This window comes from Rhodococcus sp. UYP9 (assembly GCF_040547235.1).
Classification (GTDB): Bacteria; Actinomycetota; Actinomycetes; order Mycobacteriales; family Mycobacteriaceae; genus Rhodococcoides.
In genome coordinates this window covers 175919-191946 of the sequence record NZ_JBEPPH010000001.1, presented here as the reverse complement: position 1 = coordinate 191946, position 16028 = coordinate 175919, and the positions used below count along the sequence as shown (strand labels likewise).

Sequence of the window (16028 nt, the reverse complement as noted above, 5' to 3'; positions counted from 1 at the left end):
CGCACCCGACCGACGAGAGAGCCGAGACCTTTCATGACAATGGCATTGACCGAACAAGAGCGGGACCTCACCGATGCGGTTCGCGCATGGGCAGCCCGTACCGTCACCTCCGACGTCCTGCGCAGTGCGGTGGATGCCGAGACCGAGGAGCGCCCCGCTTTCTGGAGCTCGCTGGCCGCGCTCGGCGTGCTGGGTCTGCATCTGAAGGAAGAAGATGGCGGCGCCGGCTGCGGATTGAGCGAAACTGCCGTGGTGGCAGAGGAACTCGGTAGAGCCTTGGTTCCGGGGCCGTTCCTCTCGACTGTCCTTCTCAGTGCGGTACTCGACGAAGCAGGTCGCGGCGAGGAGCTCGCAGCCCTGGCCGACGGCTCGACGATCGGCGCTATATCGCTGCACCCCGGTTCGTTGCGCGTGACTTCCGAGGCGAACCAGTCGGTACTCGACGGTGCATCTGATTTCGTCGTCAGTGGCCAGATCGGTGATCTCTTCCTGCTGGCCGCGCTCGATGCCGAGAACCACACTGTATTCGTCGTCGTCCCACGGGAGCGCCTCGAGATCACTGCCGTGGAGAGCTATGATCTCGTGCGACGCAACGCAACTGCGACTGCACGCAGTATCTCCCTCGCACCCGGCGACGTCCTCTCGATCGATGCCCAACGCGTAGTGGATCTGGCGGCAATACTGTTCTCCGCCGAGGCGTCGGGTGTCACGGACTGGGCGGTGCGCACTGCAGGTGACTACGCGCGAACGCGCAAGCAGTTCGGGCGCATCATCGGTCAATTTCAAGGCGTCAAGCACCGCATCGCGCGCATGCTCATCCGCAGCGAGCAAGCACGCGTGTGCGCATGGGACGCCGCCCGTGCAGCGGACGCAGGTGAGCCTCCCGCGGAGGTGTCCCTGGCTGCTGCGGTAGCTGGAGCCACCGCACTCGATGCTGCATTCTCGTTGACCAAGGACTGCATCCAGATCCTCGGCGGCATCGGATACACCTGGGAACACGACGCGCACCTCTATCTTCGGCGGGCGCAGACCTTGCTGCTCATGCTCGGCTCGACCGCGTCCTGGCGTTCTCGGGTGACCGCTGCGACGCTCGCCGGGACCCGGCGTTCACTCGAAGTAGAGCTTCCACCCGAAGCCGAGCAGGTTCGCGCGAAGGTGCGATCCGAGCTTACTGCGATTGCCGATTCGAACGATGCCGATCGCATCCGCTTGTTGGCCGAAAAAGGCTATACAGCACCACATTTGCCGGCACCGTGGGGTCGAGGGGCAGACGCCGTCGAACAACTGGTGATCGCCGAGGAATTGGCCTCGTTCTCTCTCGTTCCATACGACATGATCATCGGTAACTGGGTAGTGCCCACGCTCATCGAGCACGGCAACCCCGAGCAGGTCGAGCAGTTCGTCCCGGCCAGCCTGCGCGGAGACATTCGTTGGTGTCAGCTGTTCTCCGAACCCGGTGCAGGCTCCGACCTCGCCGGATTGAGTACCAAGGCGACCAAGGTGGACGGCGGTTGGCGATTGCAGGGCCAGAAAGTCTGGACGTCCATGGCGCGTGAAGCGCACTGGGGGATCTGTCTCGCTCGCACCGACGCATCGGTGGCCAAGCACAAAGGTTTGTCCTACTTCCTCGTCGACATGCGCAACAGTCCCGGGCTCGACATCCGGCCTCTCCGAGAGATCACCGGCGAATCGTTGTTCAACGAGGTCTTCTTCGACGACGTGTTCGTTCCGGACGAAATGTTGGTGGGGGAGAGCGGCGCCGGATGGAAATTGGCTCGAACGACACTCGCCAACGAACGAGTCTCGTTGTCGAACGATTCATCTCTCGGCTCGGGCGGTGAGGCGTTGTTGAGTCTCGCCGCCGAATTGCCCAGCGGCCTCGACGCCCAGCAATCGGCAGTTCTCGGTGAAGTTCTGTGCGACGCCCAGTCCGGGGGATTGCTCGCACTGCGCACCACGCTACGCACACTTAGCGGCGCCCAGCCCGGAGCGGAATCCTCGGTCGCTAAAGTTATCGGCGTGGAACACCTTCAACAGGTGTGGGAAGTGGCGATGGAGTGGGCCGGGCCGTCGTCTCTGGTCGGTGAGCAGCCCCGAAGCTCTGCGCAACACATGTTCTTGAACGCTCAGTGCATGTCGATAGCCGGCGGCACCACCAACGTTCAGCTCAACATCATCGGCGAACGGTTGTTGGGCCTTCCGCGGGATCCCGAGCCGGGTAAGTGACCATCCGACAACCACACTCGAAAGATCGAAGGAATCCCCAATGGCAATAGACCTCGCTACCGCGCTGGCCGCCGAGCCGACAGTGCGCGAGATCTCGTGGACCGACCGAGATGTGATCCTTTATCACCTCGGTGTCGGTGCGGGAGAGAACCCACTGGACCCTGCCGAGCTCGGCTGGGTGTACGAGAAAAACCTACGTGTGCTGCCGACCTTCGCGCTGGTTGCTGGAGGTGGTATTTCAGCGGGTGTCTCCAAGAGCGCAGGTCTGCAGATGCCGGGCGTCGAAGTGGATCTGCGCAAGCTCCTGCACAGTGGCCAATCGCTGACTGCACATGCACCGATACCGTCGACCGGCAGCGCCCGCATCACGACGCGTGTGGCGAACATCTGGGACAAGGGCAAGGCAGCAGTGATCGAACTCGAACATGCTGCAACCGATGATGACGGCCGTGCACTGTTCACGACGGTGATGCAAATTTGGGCTCGTGGCGAGGGCGGCTTCGGTGGCGAGGCCGGGCCGGACACCACTGACACCGTGCCGGATCGGAAACCGGATCACCTTCTGCAATCTTCGACCCGTCCCGATCAAGCGGCGCTCTATCGCCTCAGTGGTGACCTCAATCCACTGCACATAGACCCGAGCATCGCCGCGGCGGTGGGATTCGATCGGCCCATCTTGCATGGACTCGCGTCCTACGGGATCGTCTGCAGGACAGTGACCGAGCGTCTGTTGGACTCCGACCCGAGCCGAGTCAGCGATTTCTCGGTCCGTTTCGCCGGGCCCACCTATCCGGGTGAACCACTCGAAACCTCTGTCTGGGAAGAAGACGGACTCTTGATTCTCCGCACGAGTTCTCCCGAGCGCGACGGACAAGCCATCCTGACCCACGCATCCATGAAAGTAGTTTCATGATCCCCGGTACGCACCCCACGTATGAAACCAGCCCCTCGGGGACGGTGCTGACCTCGGTCAGCAACGATTCCTCAGTCGATCGAGCCACCCAAGCGGCACGCCGAGTGATCGATGCTCTGCTGCGGACCGATCGTGGCAACGCCAACCTCGAGCGGGTGACAGAGGAGCTGATCAGTGTCGCCCAGCACCTGGAGAGTCATGCGCCCGCGGTGGAAGAGCGATTGATCGACATGTGGAACGGCGAGGGTGTGACACGGCACGACCCGGTGACCGGTCTCGAGAATGCGATCGCCCCTCCTCTCGTGCTGGAAGGCAAGTCCGACGGCTCCGTCGAAGGCACTGTCGTCTTGACGCTCGCCTACCAGGGTCCCCCGGGACACGTGCACGGAGGAGTGTCTGCACTGCTGCTCGATCACACGCTGGGAGTCGCCAATGCGTGGGCCGGAAAGGCCGGCATGACGGCGCAATTGAATCTTCGCTACCACTCCCCGACACCGTTGTTCGAGCCGCTGACTGTCACTGCCAAGCTCGATTCCGTCGATGGCCGCAAGATCAACACGGTCGGCTACATCAGGACCGCAGACGGTCGGGTATGCGTATCCGTCGAGGCCTTGTTCATCGACAAAACGGTGCCACGTCCACGCTGACCCGAGTGGGCAAGCTGGAAAACGAACGGCGTCGCACAGGGTTTTCACCCGGTGCGACGCCGTTGTCGTGACTGCTCTTACACGCTGATGTCGCGCCGCGAGAGCTTCCCGGTTGCGTTGCGGGGCAAGCTGTCTCCGGTGATACGCCAGCGGGTGGGTACCTTGAAGTAAGACAACCGCTCCGCCGTCCACTCGCGCAGTTCGCTTTCCTCGAGCACAGCGCCTGGTCGAAGAACCACCACCGCAGACACCTCTTGGCCGAGGTCGGTGTGCGGTGTTCCGATGACCGCGCATTCGAGTACGTCAGGGTGTTCGTCGAGGCACTGCTCGATCTCGACGGGATAGACGTTCTCTCCACCACGAAGGATCAGGTCCGACCGCCTGCCGGTCAGTCGAAGTCTGCCGTCCTCGATCAACCCGTAGTCTCCGGTACGCAACCATCGTCCGGGTGAGATCGCGGCGTCGGTTGCCGCTTGGTCTTCCCAGTATCCGAGCATCACGAAGGGACTACGTACACATATCTCGCCCTCGGTGCCGTCGGGAAGCCATTCTCCGAAGGGATCACGGATCTCGAGGCTGACGGTGATGATGGGACGGCCCAGGGTTCCGGGATGGCGCTCGAGGTCCGGCCCGGCAGCGACAGCGATGGCAGTGCTGCACTCGGTCAGGCCGTAGCTGTCCACCAGTGAGTTCTTGGCGAACGGAACCTCTTGGCGCAGGCGTTCTTTGAACGCGATCGACGAAGGTGCGGAGGCAAGTGCGAACGAGGTCAGCGAGCTCAGATCGAAGCGATCGAGATTGCCGTGTTCGACGAGACGGGCAGCCATGGTGGGGACCGCGCCCCAGTCCGTCACTCGCTCACGTTCGACGAGGCCGAGGATGGTGTCGACGTCGAAGGCGCCTTCGTTCATGACGACCGCGCTGCCGGTTGCGAGGCGGGGGATCACGAGATTGTGAAGGCTGGCGATGTGGAACAAAGGCGAGGTGAGTAGGTACTTCTTCTCGCTCGGGAGCGACGGATCGAACTCGACACCTTTGAATGCGGCGACGATGGCGTCGCTGAATCGGTGGTAATCGACCACCGCGAGGATATTTCGCTGTGAGTGCAGGGCGCCCTTGGGCTTGCCGCTCGTGCCGCTCGTATAGAGGATGGCTGCGGGATCGTCTTCGTCGACAGCGGTGACCGGGAGCGTGGCGCCGCGGTACTGCTCGATGATCTTCGGTAGGTCATCGAGCATCGTCAGGACCGGGGTGTCGAGCTTCATCTCGGCCAGCGTCGCGGCGCGTTTGGCGTCGGCGATGATCACGCTGGGCCTGCTGTGCTTCACGCCGTATTCGATCTCGCGGGGAACCCACCAGCTGTTCAAGGCGACAGTGATGGCGCCGAGCGACTGCGTGGCCCAGAACGCAATGACCCATTCCATCGAGTTCGCGCCGAGAATCGCTACGCGGTCTCCCTTGCTCACCCCGTAGTCATCGCGCAGTGCGGTCGCCAATGCCGCGACGGCGGTGGCGTGTTCGGCGTAGGACAGTCTGCGGTCCGCAGTGATGAGGTAGTCCCTCTCACCCCACTTCGCCGACGCCGCCAGCAGTTCGCCCACTCCCCGCGTCCGGTTCTTCATCACGGGCATGCGAGTCCCCAGTACCGATTCCTCGGCCAGTTCGAATCTCCCGCCGGGTCCGGTGAGCCGGGTGATCACCTGGTCCAGGTAGAACTGCGGATCTGTAGAAGCGGTCATCGAAAGGGCCTTTCGTCCTCGGGCAGGTGTACCGCCACAAGATGGCATGTAAGCACGCAGTGGCAGACGGTCGTTGCCACTGAGCGAGACTCCCCCCCGGGCAGTCACCATCGGCAGATACGTTACGGGAGTAATCGGACTTGGAGGACAGTTATGACCATAGATCTCGACTTGCCCACCGCGCAGGTCGGTCGTTCGGCGCAGGCCACATTCGGGCCGATCACGCTGCGTAACCGCATCATCGAAACAACGACGACAGAGATGTGCGCATGACCCAGGACTTGGCCTCCGAGAAGAAGACCACCGTGCAGGACGACAAGGGGCATCGCGGGACCATCGCGGAGATGCTTCTCGATCGACTGGGCGATCACCACGACGGACTACGGACCCGCGAGCAGGACTGGACGTGGCACGAGGTAGTCCTCGAGAGTGCAGCGCGCGGTGCGCTTGCCGAGTCGATGCGCGTCGACGGGCCGTTCCACATCGGTGTCCTGCTCGAGAACACTCCTGAATTCGTGTTCTGGCTCGGTGGCGCGGCGCTGGTCGGTGGAACGATCGTCGGGATCAATCCGACAAAGCGGGGCGGCGAACTCGAAGCCGAGATTCGCTACGTCGATTGCCAGTTGATCGTCACCGACACTGCCGGTATGACCATGCTCTCCAGCCTGGATCTGGGCCTGACGCCGGACCGGTTCGTCCTTGTCGACGAGCCCGAATACCTGGACAGGTGCGCCGGTTTCATGCAGGAGGCGCCGGTAGCAGCACCGTCGGTCGATAGTTCGAGCCTGATGTTGTTGCTGTTCACCTCCGGGACGACGGGTGCGTCCAAAGCGGTCCGCTGCAGTCAAGGACGGCTTGCCAGGCTCGCCTACACCAACTCGGCCAAGTACGGACATTCGCGGGACGACGTCGACTACTGCTGCATGCCGTTGTTCCACGGCAATGCACTGATGGCGCTGTGGGCCCCGGCTCTCGCCAACGGTGCCGTCGTGTGCTTGACCCCCAAGTTCTCCGCGTCGGGATTTCTGCCCGATGTGCGATTCTTCGGCGCAACCTTCTTTACGTATGTCGGGAAGGCTCTCGCCTACTTGATGGCGACACCGGAATCCGAGGACGACCACGTCAACACGCTGGTGCGAGGATTCGGTACCGAGGCGTCCCCGGAGGACAAGGTGGAATTCGTTCGGCGATTCGGTGCCGAACTGTTCGAGGGGTACGGATCGAGTGAAGGCGCCGGTTCGGTAACGCTGGATCCGAATGCACCGGCAGGCGCGCTCGGTCGTCCCGCTCACAAGAACATCGCGATCGTGGACCCCGAGACGCGTGAGAAGAAAGGGCTCGCCCGGTGCGACGAGTACGGGCGGGTTCTCAACCCGGACGAGTCCATCGGTGAGATGGTCGATATGGCCGGCGCGTCGGCCTTCGAGGGCTACTACAAGAACGAGAGCGCGATCGCGGACCGGCTGCGGCACGGTTGGTACTGGACGGGCGACCTCGGCTACATAGACGAGGACGGCTTCATCTACTTCGCCGGACGCAAGGGCGACTGGATTCGGGTCGACGGTGAGAACACCTCGGCGCTGATGGTCGAGCGCATCTGCCGGCGGTACCCGTCCGTCATAGCGACCGGTGTCTACTCGGTGCCCGACCCTCGTTCGGGTGATCAGGTGATGGCTGCGCTGGAGGTGCCCGACGTCGACGCTTTCGACGCCGCGGCCTTCGCATCCTTCCTCACCGCGCAGGACGATCTGGGAACCAAGTCGGCGCCGCGCTTTCTTCGAGTCTCGGCGAACCTGCCCGTGACAGGTTCCAACAAAATCGTCAAAAACAAGCTGCAGCAGCAGAATTGGCGCTGCGAAGACCTGATCTTCCGGTGGGAGGGTCGAGGGGCTCCTCAGTACCGGTTGATGACCGAAGAAGACAAAGATCTGTTGGAAAAGGAATTCGACACCTATGGGCGTCGACGGTTCCTGTCCGCCTGAGTCGATCCACCCATTTGGTAGTGACAGCCGGAGTCAGGCACGAGGAGTATTGAGATGGATCTCAAGGAAACACCAGAACAGAGCGCTCTCCGGCAGGGGTTACGCACATATTTTGCGGAGCTGCTGCCACCGGAGAAGCGACGCGTCGCCGGAGAGCAAGGGGTCGGCGGTGAGCACTTTCGGGAGATAGTGCGGTTGCTCGGCAAAGACGGATGGCTCGGAATCGGCTGGCCCGTGGAGTTCGGCGGCCAGGGACGTTCTGCCGAGGATCAGTTCGTATTCTTCGACGAGGTTCAGCGGGCCGGATTGCCGTTCCCGTTCGTCACGGTCAACACCGTCGGTCCGACGCTGATGAAATTCGGTACCGAAGAGCAGAAAGAACGCTTTCTGCCCGGCATTCTGGCCGGCGAGATCGTCTTCGCCATCGGCTACACCGAGCCCGAGGCAGGCACGGATCTCGCGTCGCTGCGGACGAAGGCAGTCCGGGACGGTGAGGACTGGGTTGTCAACGGCAACAAGATCTTCACCAGTGGCGCCAACACGGCCGACTACGTGTGGCTCGCAGCCCGCACGGACCCGGAAGCTCCGAAGCATCGCGGAATTTCGATTCTCATCGTGCCCACCGACGACGAGGGCTTCAGCTGGTCGCCCATCAACACCGTCGGTGGATTGATGGTCACCTCGACGTACTACAGCGATATTCGCATCACGGACGCCGAAGTGGTGGGCGAGATCAACGGAGGCTGGCAGCTCATCACCGCGCAGCTCAACCACGAACGGATCGGCCTCGCTGCGCTCGGCGGCCGAACACTCGGTCTCTGGCGTCAGGTATTCGACTGGGCTCGAGACAACGGTGCACTCGAAATTCCTTGGGTACGAATCGAATTCGCCCGTACCCACGCCAAGCTCGAGGCGATGCGGCTGATGAACTGGAAGATGGCCGCTGCCGTCGCACAGGACACGTTGTCCGGAGCGGACGCGGGCGCCATCAAGACCTACGGCACGGAAACGCACATCGAGGTCTATCGCGCACTGCAGGGCATCCTCGGTGCCGTGGGGCGTCTTCGGCCCGGTTCTCCCGGTGCAGTTCTCGGCGGCCAGATCGAACAAATCTCCAGGCAATCCGTCGTGAACACCTTCGGCGGTGGGGTCAACGAAGTCCTGCGCGACATGGTCGGCACGATGGGCCTCGGCCTCGTTCGCGCCAAGAGGAACGCATGATCGAGGTGAGCGCGCGCCTACGCGAATTCGAGGGCGCAGTGTTGGTCCCACCGACACTCGGACCGGACCCGGTGAACGCGCCGATGATCAGACATTGGACGGAGGTCATGGGGGGCGGGGATCCGAAGCATGCCGACGGTTCGGTCGCGCCCGCCGCCATGCTCCAGGTGTGGACGATGAAGTCCTACACGGACAAGATGTCCGGAGTCGACCCTTCGCCGACCTGGACCGACCTGATCGCGATCCTCGACGACGCCGGATTCACCTCGGTGGTCGCCACCGATTCTGATATGGAGTTCTTCCGAGAGCTACGTCCAGGTGACCATCTTCAGGTGTCGGAAGTTGTCGAAGCAATTTCCGAGGAGAAGAAGACCGGGCTGGGCGTCGGACATTTCATCACCACGCTCAAGACGTATCGCGATACCGACGGCATGGTCGTCGGCACACAGCGGTGGCGTACGTTGCGGTACCGGCCGGCGGAGAAAGCCGTTGCTCGCGCCCTGCGACCTCGTCCGGCGCTGAACGACGACAATGCGTTCTGGTTCGCAGCCGCCCTCGAACACCGCTTGGTGATCCAGCGATGCGCCTCCTGCGGTGTGCTTCGACATCCGACCGGTCCGATGTGTGGACAGTGCCGATCCACCGACTGGGACACCGTGGATGCGTCAGGGCGCGGTCATGTGTACAGCTTCGTCGTCAACCACCATCCACAGATCGATGCCTTCGACTATCCGTTGATCGTCGCTGTCATCGAACTCGAGGAGGGCACTCGCTTGGTCGCCAATATGACCGGCATCGAGCCCGCGGACGTCACCATCGACATGGCCGTCGAGTTGACGTGGATCGACGCCGACTCGGATCTGACTTTGCCTGCCTTCCGGCCTATTTCATCTCAGGAGCACTGATGGATTTCAGTTTCAGCGAAGAGCAGCGAACGATCGGCGAACTTGCCGCCGATGTCTTCGGAGCGCGCGCAAGCACCGACCGAATCGTGGCCGTGGAGGCCTCGGCGGAGCGGTTCGATCGGGAACTGTGGGACGAGCTCGGCCGCACCGGTGTGCTCGGCATCGCGGTCAGTGAAGAATTCGGCGGAAGCGCCCTCGATTTCTCCGCACTCTGCGTCGTGCTCGTCGAACAGGGCCGCCGGGTTGCACCGGTCCCGTTGTGGCCACACCTGGTGAGCGCATTGGTCATCGGCGAATTCGGAACCGAGGATCAGAAGAACGAGTGGCTTCCCGCCGCATCCGATGGTTCGAAGATTCTGACGATCGGGCTGGAAGGCTTCGGGCCTTTCGGTAGCGGTGCACCGTCCATGACTGCCGCAGAGGTCGACGGCGTCTGGCGGGTGACAGGATCGAAGGTTGCAGTCCCGTCGGTACATGTCGCCGCACGAGTTGTGGTCTCTGCCGAGACGTCCTCGGGCCCTGCCCTCTTCCTGTTGGATCCGTCTGCCGACGGTGTGAGCCGCCGGGACAACGAATCCACGACGCACGAACTCTGTGCCGATATCACTGCCGAGGGCGCGCGCGTCGATATTCTCGGTGCAGCCGATGGTAGTGCCGTCGGGAAGATCGAGTCCTACGCCGAAATCGCTTTGGCTGCAGTGCAGTTGGGTGTAGCCGAGAGTGCAGTGAAGCAGGCGGTGGCGTATCTGAACGAGCGAGTTCAGTTCGGCCGACCGCTCGCCACGTTTCAAGCGGTGGGGCATCAGCTCGCGGACTGCTACATCGACATCGAAGCCATGCGTGTCACCCTCTGGCAGGCGGCCTGGCTGCTGTCGGCGGGGGAGGACCCGGGTACGTCGGTGTTGGTCGCCAAGTGGTGGGCCAGCGACGCCGGAGCGCGAGTCGTGCACCGAACGCAGCACGTACACGGTGGGATCGGCGTGGACACCGACTACCCGATTCACCGCTATCTGCTGTGGGGCAAGCAGATCGGCGCCACACTGGGAGGAGCGGCGTCCGACCTGAACAGGCTCGGCGACCTCTTGGCAACTGGGGTCGAGGTCATCGCATGAGCAGCCCCGCGGTGAGTGTGCGAGCCCTGAGTGATTGTGCAGTGGGAGAAGAACTACCGGAATCGATCGTGCCGATCACGCGGGCACTGATCGTCGCAGGTGCGCTTGCGACCCGCGACTTCCAGGACGTTCACCACGACGCCGTACAGGCGGTCGCGCGTGGGTCGAAGGACATCTTCATGAACATATTGACCACCAATGGTCTGGTGGGACAGTTCGTCAGCGCGTGGGCGGGCCCTGCTGCGACCGTGCGAAGAATCAAGGTCCGGCTCGGGGCGCCCAACTATCCTGGAGACGACATGCATTTGAGTGGAACGGTGTCCGGCAAGGACGGCGACACGATCGAGGTGACAGTGCGCGGCCGCAACAGTCTCGGTGAACACGTCAATGGGACTGTGACCGTGGCATATGAATCCCCGGGTGCTCGATGAGTAACCAGTTGTCCGGTGCTGCAGCCATTGTCGGAATCGGTGCCACCGAGTTCTCCAAGAATTCCGGGCGCAGTGAACTTCAGCTCGCTTGCGAGGCCATCGTCGCAGCTTTGGCAGATGCCGGTATCGATCCTTCCGAGGTCGATGGATTGTCCACCTTCACTGCCGAGACCAACGGCGAGGCGATCGTTGCTCGCAATACCGGTCTCGGTGAACTGAAGTTCTTCTCACGCATCGGATACGGCGGCGGGGCCGCATGTGCCACCGTGCAACAGGCAGCGATGGCGGTCGCCACGGGCGTCGCCGACGTCGTCGTCTGCTATCGCGCGTTCAACGAGCGATCCGGTACCCGTTACGGCTTGGGCCAGCACGACCGGCCGATGGACAGTACGGCCGATCGAGCCGCGTACGCGTGGCTGACGCCGCAGGGCTTGTCGACTCCCGCTCAGTGGGTTGCGATGTTCGCCCGTCGTTACATGCACGAATACGGCGCGACCAGTGAAGACTTCGGCCGCGTCGCCGTGGTGGCCCGGGCACATGCCGCGGTCAATCCCGCCGCGTGGTTCTACAACCGCCCCATCACACTCGAAGATCACCAGAATTCTCGATGGATCGCCGAGCCGCTGCACTTGCTGGACTGCTGCCAGGAAACCGACGGGGGGCAAGCATTGGTCATCGTCTCTGCCGAGCGTGCACGGGATCTGAAGCATGCCCCGGCCATCGTCCGAGGTGCTGCGCAGGGATCGGGTCGAGATCAGCACATGATGGCGAGCTACTACCGGCCCGAGATCACCGGCATCCCCGAAATGGGAGTGGTGGCTAAGCAGCTGTACGGCCAGAGTGGGTTGACGCCTGCGGATATTTCCGCCGCAATCCTCTACGACCACTTCACTCCCTTGGTGCTTCCTCAGTTGGAGGAATTGGGCTTCTGTGGGCGAGGAGAGGCGAAGGATTTCATTCGCGAAGGAAATCTCGACATCGGTGGATCCCTGCCCACCAACACGCACGGCGGCCAGCTGGGGGAGGCCTACCTACACGGGGTGAACGGTATCGCCGAAGCCGTGCGGCTCCTGCGTGGGACGTCGACCACTCAACCGAACGAAGTGAACAATGTACTGGTCACTGCCGGTACAGCCGTGCCCACCAGTGGGCTGATCCTAGGACGCGAGCAATGAGCCCGACCGAGCAGACCCCCATGACCCCGGATCAGTGGAAAGGCGTGGATCTCGGCACCCGGACGGTGTCCTACGAAGAGAAGGACGCCATCCTCTATGCGCTGGCGGTGGGAGCAGAGGCCGGCGAGTTGGATCTGGTCTTCGAGAAGAACCTTCGTGTTTTGCCCACCTTCGCGTTGACCCTTGCACAATGGGCGCCCGACGAGTTGGGCTCACGTGGCGGCTTCGATACCACCACCGCACTTCACGGATCGCAAAGCATGGAGGTCATCGCCCCGCTACCCACGAGCGGTTCGGTCACCATGCAGGCATCGGTGGGCGAGGTGTGGGACAAGGGCGCGGCGGCCGTCTTCGAGGTAAAGGTCGAATCGCCGTTCTTCGTGGCAACCTGGGCAATCTTCGCGCCGGGATCAGGCGGCTTCGGCGGTGAGCGTGGGCCGGCGAAAACGACCCGACCCGAGCAGAGTCCCTCCTCGACCGATGTGCTCCGCACCAGCGCGAATCAAACTGCGCTGTACCGCCTCACCGGCGATCGCCACCATATCCACATCGATCCCGAGGCGGCCGAGGCCATCGGTCAGCCGCGACCGATCATGCACGGACTCTGCACTCTGGCAGCGAGCACCCTCGCACTGGCCCGCAGGCTCGGTGTTCACCCGGCCGACCTCTCCAGCGTGAGCGGACGTTTCGCGGCCCCGCTGTTCCCGGGCGACTCACCGGACCTGCTCTCGTGGGACGAGACCGACGGCACCGCCTTCGAGTTGGTCCGCGACGGGCAACCGGTCATCGCCGGGGCCCGTGCGCGGTTCCACTCTCACTCGGGAAAATGAGCGACCGAGGTCAGGGATGGGTTGCCAGGTAACGGGCGGGGTACTCGCCGCCTCCGTGCACCGCAAGGTCTGCTCCGTTGACGTACGACGCCCACTCGCTGGAGAGGAACAGGCACGCTCCGGCGATGTCCTGGGGAACGGCCATTCGGCCGATCGGAAGGGTACGAACCACAGCCGCACCGCCATCGTCGCCGTACACCGCGGCGGCGCTGTCGGTGCGGAGAAGTCCCGTCGTGATGTGGTTGATACGTACTTTGGGGGCCCACTCCAGCGCGAGGGCCTTGGTGAGCACCAGGAGACCGGCTTTGGCGGCACTGTAAGCAGCAGTTCCGGGTTGCGGATCGTGCGCGGAGACGCTGCCGATGTTGACAATCGAACCACCTTCGGGTTGCGTCTGCATCACCGCGTTGGCGGCCTGCGACACGTTGAAGGGCGCGAGAAGATTCAATGCCACGATCTTTTCGACGAATCGTGGTGAGACGGTGGCAGCATCGGCATCCGGTGAGCCTCCGGCATTGTTCACCAGAACGTCGAGTCGGCCGTGGGCTGCGACTGCATCCTCGATCAATCCGGCGGCGTCGGCCGGGTCGCGGACGTCCGTTGCACGGAACTTCGCACTGCGTCCGTCGAAGCTCGGCAACGTCTCGGGAACGGTGCGGCCGCAGACCATTACGTCAGCACCGGCCGCCAAGAACGCGGTGGCGATTTCGAAGCCGATACCTTTCGTTCCGCCGGTGACGACGATGCTGCGATGGGAGAAGTCGAAAGCTCGAGGGGCAGTCACAATGAATCCTTCTTCGATGATGGCGGAATCGGTTGAATTACCGATTTTTCGATGAGAACGTATTCGGTTCCGGTCTGACTACAAACAGTAAAGAAAAATTCGATTCTAGATAATCAGGAGTGAAAATGGGAAAGCTCGACGGCAAGGTTGCACTCATCACGGGTGCGGGTCAAGGTATCGGCCAAGGTATCGCACTTGCCTTGGCGAAGGAAGGTGCGGCCATTGCCGTTGCCGGCCGCACCGAAAGCAAACTGCACGACACCTGCGCAATGCTGACCGACATCGGAGTGCGTAGCGAAGCTGTTGTCTGCAATGTGAAAGATCGTGGCGACATCACCGCCGCTGTGGAACAGACCGTGAGTGCCCTTGGTTCAGTGGACATCCTGGTGAACAACGCCAACGACTGCAAGCCCGGACCGATTTTGTCGATCGTCGACGAAGACTACGAAAGATCTTTCGCATCGGGGCCCCTGGCAGCTTTGCGCTTGATGCAACTGTGCCACCCACATATGAAGGCGCGTGGGGGCGGAGTGATCATCAATATGGTGACCGCGGCTTCGGTGCGCTGGGATGCGAGCAACTACGGTGCATACGCCTCGATCAAGGAAGGCATGCGCGCGCTCACCCGGTCCGCTGCCTGCGAATGGGGCGAGGACCGAATCCGCGTTCTGGCCGTGGCCCCGCACGCGAAGACCCCTGCTCTCGAACGGTGGATGGAGAAGAATCCGCAGGAGGCTGCCGAGTTCGTCGAGAGTATTCCGCTCGGCCGGGTCGGTGACCCGGAAGCCGATATCGGCCGCGCTGTGCTGTTCCTCGTCAGCGACGATGCCGGCTATCTCACCGGAGCCACGATTCCCCTCGACGGCGGACAGTCGCGCTGGGGATGATTTCTCTTCCGGCCGAGTCTCGCACAGCGGGAACGCGTCGAACCTGCCCAGAGGCGCCAGTATAGTCAGCCTGGATATTTTTCGCATCGGAAAGGGCACGAACGCGATGACATTAGTCGAGGCGCCGCACAGTTCACGGTCGGTGGTGGTGACAGTTGCTGCCGTAGTCGAGGAAACCGCGGACGCGCGCTCGTTGGTCTTCGACGTACCGACCGACAGTCGGGAGCGCTTGAAGTACAAGCCGGGACAGTTTCTGACGTTGCGGATTCCGAGTGATCGCGAAGGCTCGGTGGCGCGCTGCTATTCGTTGGCGAGCTCGCCGTTCACCGACGAACTCCTCAAGGTGACGGTCAAACGTACCGATGGTGGTTTCGGTTCGCACTGGCTGTGCGACAACGTCGCTGTCGGCGATCGCATCGAAGTGCTTCCCCCGGCTGGGGTGTTCACCGTGGTGGACCTCGACGAAGACGTCGCGCTCTTCGCGGCAGGCAGCGGCATCACCCCGGTGATGTCGATCCTGAAATCCCTTCTCGACCAGGGCACCGGCAAGGTTGCGCTGCTCTACGCCAATCGTGACGAGAACTCGATCATCTTTGCTGCGGAGCTACGAGACTTGGCTGCCGAGTTCGACGATCGACTGACCATCGTCCACTGGTTGGAATCCGTGCAGGGTCGACCCACGATCGGCCAACTGGCATCGCTGTCGCAACATTGGACCGACCGCCGCGCATACATCTGTGGTCCCAAGCCGTTCATGGACGCCATCCACGAGTCGCTGACGACCGCCGGTGCGTCGCGAAGCAAGATCCACTCGGAAATTTTCGTCTCGCTGACCGGAGACCCTTTTGCGCCGGTGATCGAAGAGCTGAGCGCACTCGACGCTACCGACGGGCCCGCACCTGCGTCGGTAGAGGTCGAGATGGACGGTGAATCTCACGAGATGATCTGGCCGCGTAGCGCAACGCTCGTCGACGTGATGTTGTCCAAGAATCTCGACGTGCCGTACTCGTGCAGAGAGGGCGAATGCGGTTCGTGCGCCTGCCGTGTCCTCGACGGTGAAGTAGTGATGGGCAATTCGTCCATACTCGATCCTGCCGACATCGAAGAGGGATACATCCTCGCCTGCCAAGCACGCCCGGTGAGTGACAGGCTTAAAATCGAGTTCTGAGAATTCTC

The 16028-nt window shown here is 62.6% G+C and carries 14 protein-coding genes; 12 read left to right on the top strand and 2 right to left on the bottom strand.

The genetic code is table 11. From position 1 onward, the window contains the following. The first annotated feature begins 33 nt into the window (after positions 1-33). Genes ABIB36_RS00970 through ABIB36_RS00960 form a run of 3 tightly spaced genes read left to right on the top strand, consistent with a single transcriptional unit; the run spans position 34 to position 3786 of the window. The gene (locus ABIB36_RS00970) at positions 34-2226 is read left to right on the top strand and encodes an acyl-CoA dehydrogenase family protein (RefSeq protein ID WP_354558911.1); all 2193 of its coding nucleotides are present in this window, start codon (positions 34-36) and stop codon (positions 2224-2226) included. A 40-nt stretch (positions 2227-2266) separates the two neighbouring features. Next, entirely contained in the window at positions 2267-3139 is an 873-nt protein-coding gene (locus ABIB36_RS00965; RefSeq protein WP_084347653.1) for a MaoC/PaaZ C-terminal domain-containing protein, read from the top strand. Then, positions 3136-3786 (top strand): PaaI family thioesterase, encoded by a 651-nt coding sequence (locus ABIB36_RS00960; RefSeq protein WP_084347655.1) that lies wholly within the window; start codon positions 3136-3138, stop codon positions 3784-3786. Before ABIB36_RS00965 ends, ABIB36_RS00960 begins: the two co-directional genes overlap by 4 nt. A gap of 77 nt (positions 3787-3863) precedes the next feature. Here ABIB36_RS00960 and casG read toward each other — a convergent pair whose 3' ends face one another. Next, positions 3864-5525 (bottom strand): steroid-24-oyl-CoA synthetase, encoded by a 1662-nt coding sequence (gene casG / locus ABIB36_RS00955; protein ID WP_084347657.1) that lies wholly within the window; start codon positions 5523-5525, stop codon positions 3864-3866. Between the two features lie 269 nt (positions 5526-5794). Here casG and casI point away from each other — a divergent pair, with 269 nt between their 5' ends. From casI to ABIB36_RS00920, 7 genes are read left to right on the top strand one after another with little or no spacing between them, the layout of a single operon-like run. Further along, positions 5795-7507, top strand: coding sequence for a steroid-22-oyl-CoA synthetase (gene casI, locus ABIB36_RS00950; RefSeq protein ID WP_084347659.1), 1713 nt, complete (start codon positions 5795-5797; stop codon positions 7505-7507). Between the two features lie 54 nt (positions 7508-7561). Beyond that, positions 7562-8728, top strand: a complete 1167-nt coding sequence (locus tag ABIB36_RS00945; RefSeq protein ID WP_354558907.1) for an acyl-CoA dehydrogenase family protein — start codon at positions 7562-7564, stop codon at positions 8726-8728. Continuing rightward, the gene (locus ABIB36_RS00940) at positions 8725-9633 is read left to right on the top strand and encodes a Zn-ribbon domain-containing OB-fold protein (RefSeq protein ID WP_354558906.1); all 909 of its coding nucleotides are present in this window, start codon (positions 8725-8727) and stop codon (positions 9631-9633) included. The genes ABIB36_RS00945 and ABIB36_RS00940 overlap by 4 nt, the downstream gene beginning before the upstream one ends. Continuing rightward, positions 9633-10745, top strand: a complete 1113-nt coding sequence (locus ABIB36_RS00935; protein ID WP_084347665.1) for an acyl-CoA dehydrogenase family protein — start codon at positions 9633-9635, stop codon at positions 10743-10745. The genes ABIB36_RS00940 and ABIB36_RS00935 overlap by 1 nt, the downstream gene beginning before the upstream one ends. After that, positions 10742-11176, top strand: coding sequence for a MaoC family dehydratase (locus tag ABIB36_RS00930; RefSeq protein ID WP_084347667.1), 435 nt, complete (start codon positions 10742-10744; stop codon positions 11174-11176). The genes ABIB36_RS00935 and ABIB36_RS00930 overlap by 4 nt, the downstream gene beginning before the upstream one ends. Next, positions 11173-12351: a lipid-transfer protein gene (locus ABIB36_RS00925; protein WP_084347669.1), complete on the top strand. Its 1179-nt coding sequence runs from the start codon at positions 11173-11175 to the stop codon at positions 12349-12351. The genes ABIB36_RS00930 and ABIB36_RS00925 overlap by 4 nt, the downstream gene beginning before the upstream one ends. Continuing rightward, a complete protein-coding gene (locus tag ABIB36_RS00920; RefSeq protein WP_354558905.1) occupies positions 12348-13181 on the top strand; it encodes a MaoC/PaaZ C-terminal domain-containing protein in 834 nt (277 codons plus the stop codon). Before ABIB36_RS00925 ends, ABIB36_RS00920 begins: the two co-directional genes overlap by 4 nt. Positions 13182-13191: 10 nt before the next feature. Here ABIB36_RS00920 and ABIB36_RS00915 read toward each other — a convergent pair whose 3' ends face one another. Further along, positions 13192-13965, bottom strand: coding sequence for an SDR family oxidoreductase (locus ABIB36_RS00915; protein WP_354558904.1), 774 nt, complete (start codon positions 13963-13965; stop codon positions 13192-13194). Between the two features lie 125 nt (positions 13966-14090). On the opposite strand from ABIB36_RS00915, the gene ABIB36_RS00910 reads away from it, so the two are divergent. Then, the gene (locus ABIB36_RS00910) at positions 14091-14852 is read left to right on the top strand and encodes an SDR family NAD(P)-dependent oxidoreductase (RefSeq protein WP_084347675.1); all 762 of its coding nucleotides are present in this window, start codon (positions 14091-14093) and stop codon (positions 14850-14852) included. A gap of 106 nt (positions 14853-14958) precedes the next feature. Then, positions 14959-16020: a 2Fe-2S iron-sulfur cluster-binding protein gene (locus ABIB36_RS00905; RefSeq protein ID WP_354558902.1), complete on the top strand. Its 1062-nt coding sequence runs from the start codon at positions 14959-14961 to the stop codon at positions 16018-16020. The last annotated feature ends 8 nt before the right edge of the window (positions 16021-16028 follow it).

Bases quoted from the DNA above. Each gene is read 5' to 3' on its own strand.
- ABIB36_RS00925 (WP_084347669.1), top strand. From the start codon at position 11,173: ATGAGTAACCAGTTGTCCGGTGCTGCAGCCATTGTCGGAATCGGTGCC.
- ABIB36_RS00940 (WP_354558906.1), top strand. From the start codon at position 8,725: ATGATCGAGGTGAGCGCGCGCCTACGCGAATTCGAGGGCGCAGTGTTG.
- ABIB36_RS00920 (WP_354558905.1), top strand. From the start codon at position 12,348: ATGAGCCCGACCGAGCAGACCCCCATGACCCCGGATCAGTGGAAAGGC.
- ABIB36_RS00970 (WP_354558911.1), top strand. From the start codon at position 34: ATGACAATGGCATTGACCGAACAAGAGCGGGACCTCACCGATGCGGTT.
- ABIB36_RS00945 (WP_354558907.1), top strand. From the start codon at position 7,562: ATGGATCTCAAGGAAACACCAGAACAGAGCGCTCTCCGGCAGGGGTTA.
- ABIB36_RS00910 (WP_084347675.1), top strand. From the start codon at position 14,091: ATGGGAAAGCTCGACGGCAAGGTTGCACTCATCACGGGTGCGGGTCAA.
- ABIB36_RS00935 (WP_084347665.1), top strand. From the start codon at position 9,633: ATGGATTTCAGTTTCAGCGAAGAGCAGCGAACGATCGGCGAACTTGCC.
- ABIB36_RS00965 (WP_084347653.1), top strand. From the start codon at position 2,267: ATGGCAATAGACCTCGCTACCGCGCTGGCCGCCGAGCCGACAGTGCGC.
- ABIB36_RS00930 (WP_084347667.1), top strand. From the start codon at position 10,742: ATGAGCAGCCCCGCGGTGAGTGTGCGAGCCCTGAGTGATTGTGCAGTG.
- casG (WP_084347657.1), bottom strand. From the start codon at position 5,525: ATGACCGCTTCTACAGATCCGCAGTTCTACCTGGACCAGGTGATCACC.
- ABIB36_RS00905 (WP_354558902.1), top strand. From the start codon at position 14,959: ATGACATTAGTCGAGGCGCCGCACAGTTCACGGTCGGTGGTGGTGACA.
- casI (WP_084347659.1), top strand. From the start codon at position 5,795: ATGACCCAGGACTTGGCCTCCGAGAAGAAGACCACCGTGCAGGACGAC.
- ABIB36_RS00960 (WP_084347655.1), top strand. From the start codon at position 3,136: ATGATCCCCGGTACGCACCCCACGTATGAAACCAGCCCCTCGGGGACG.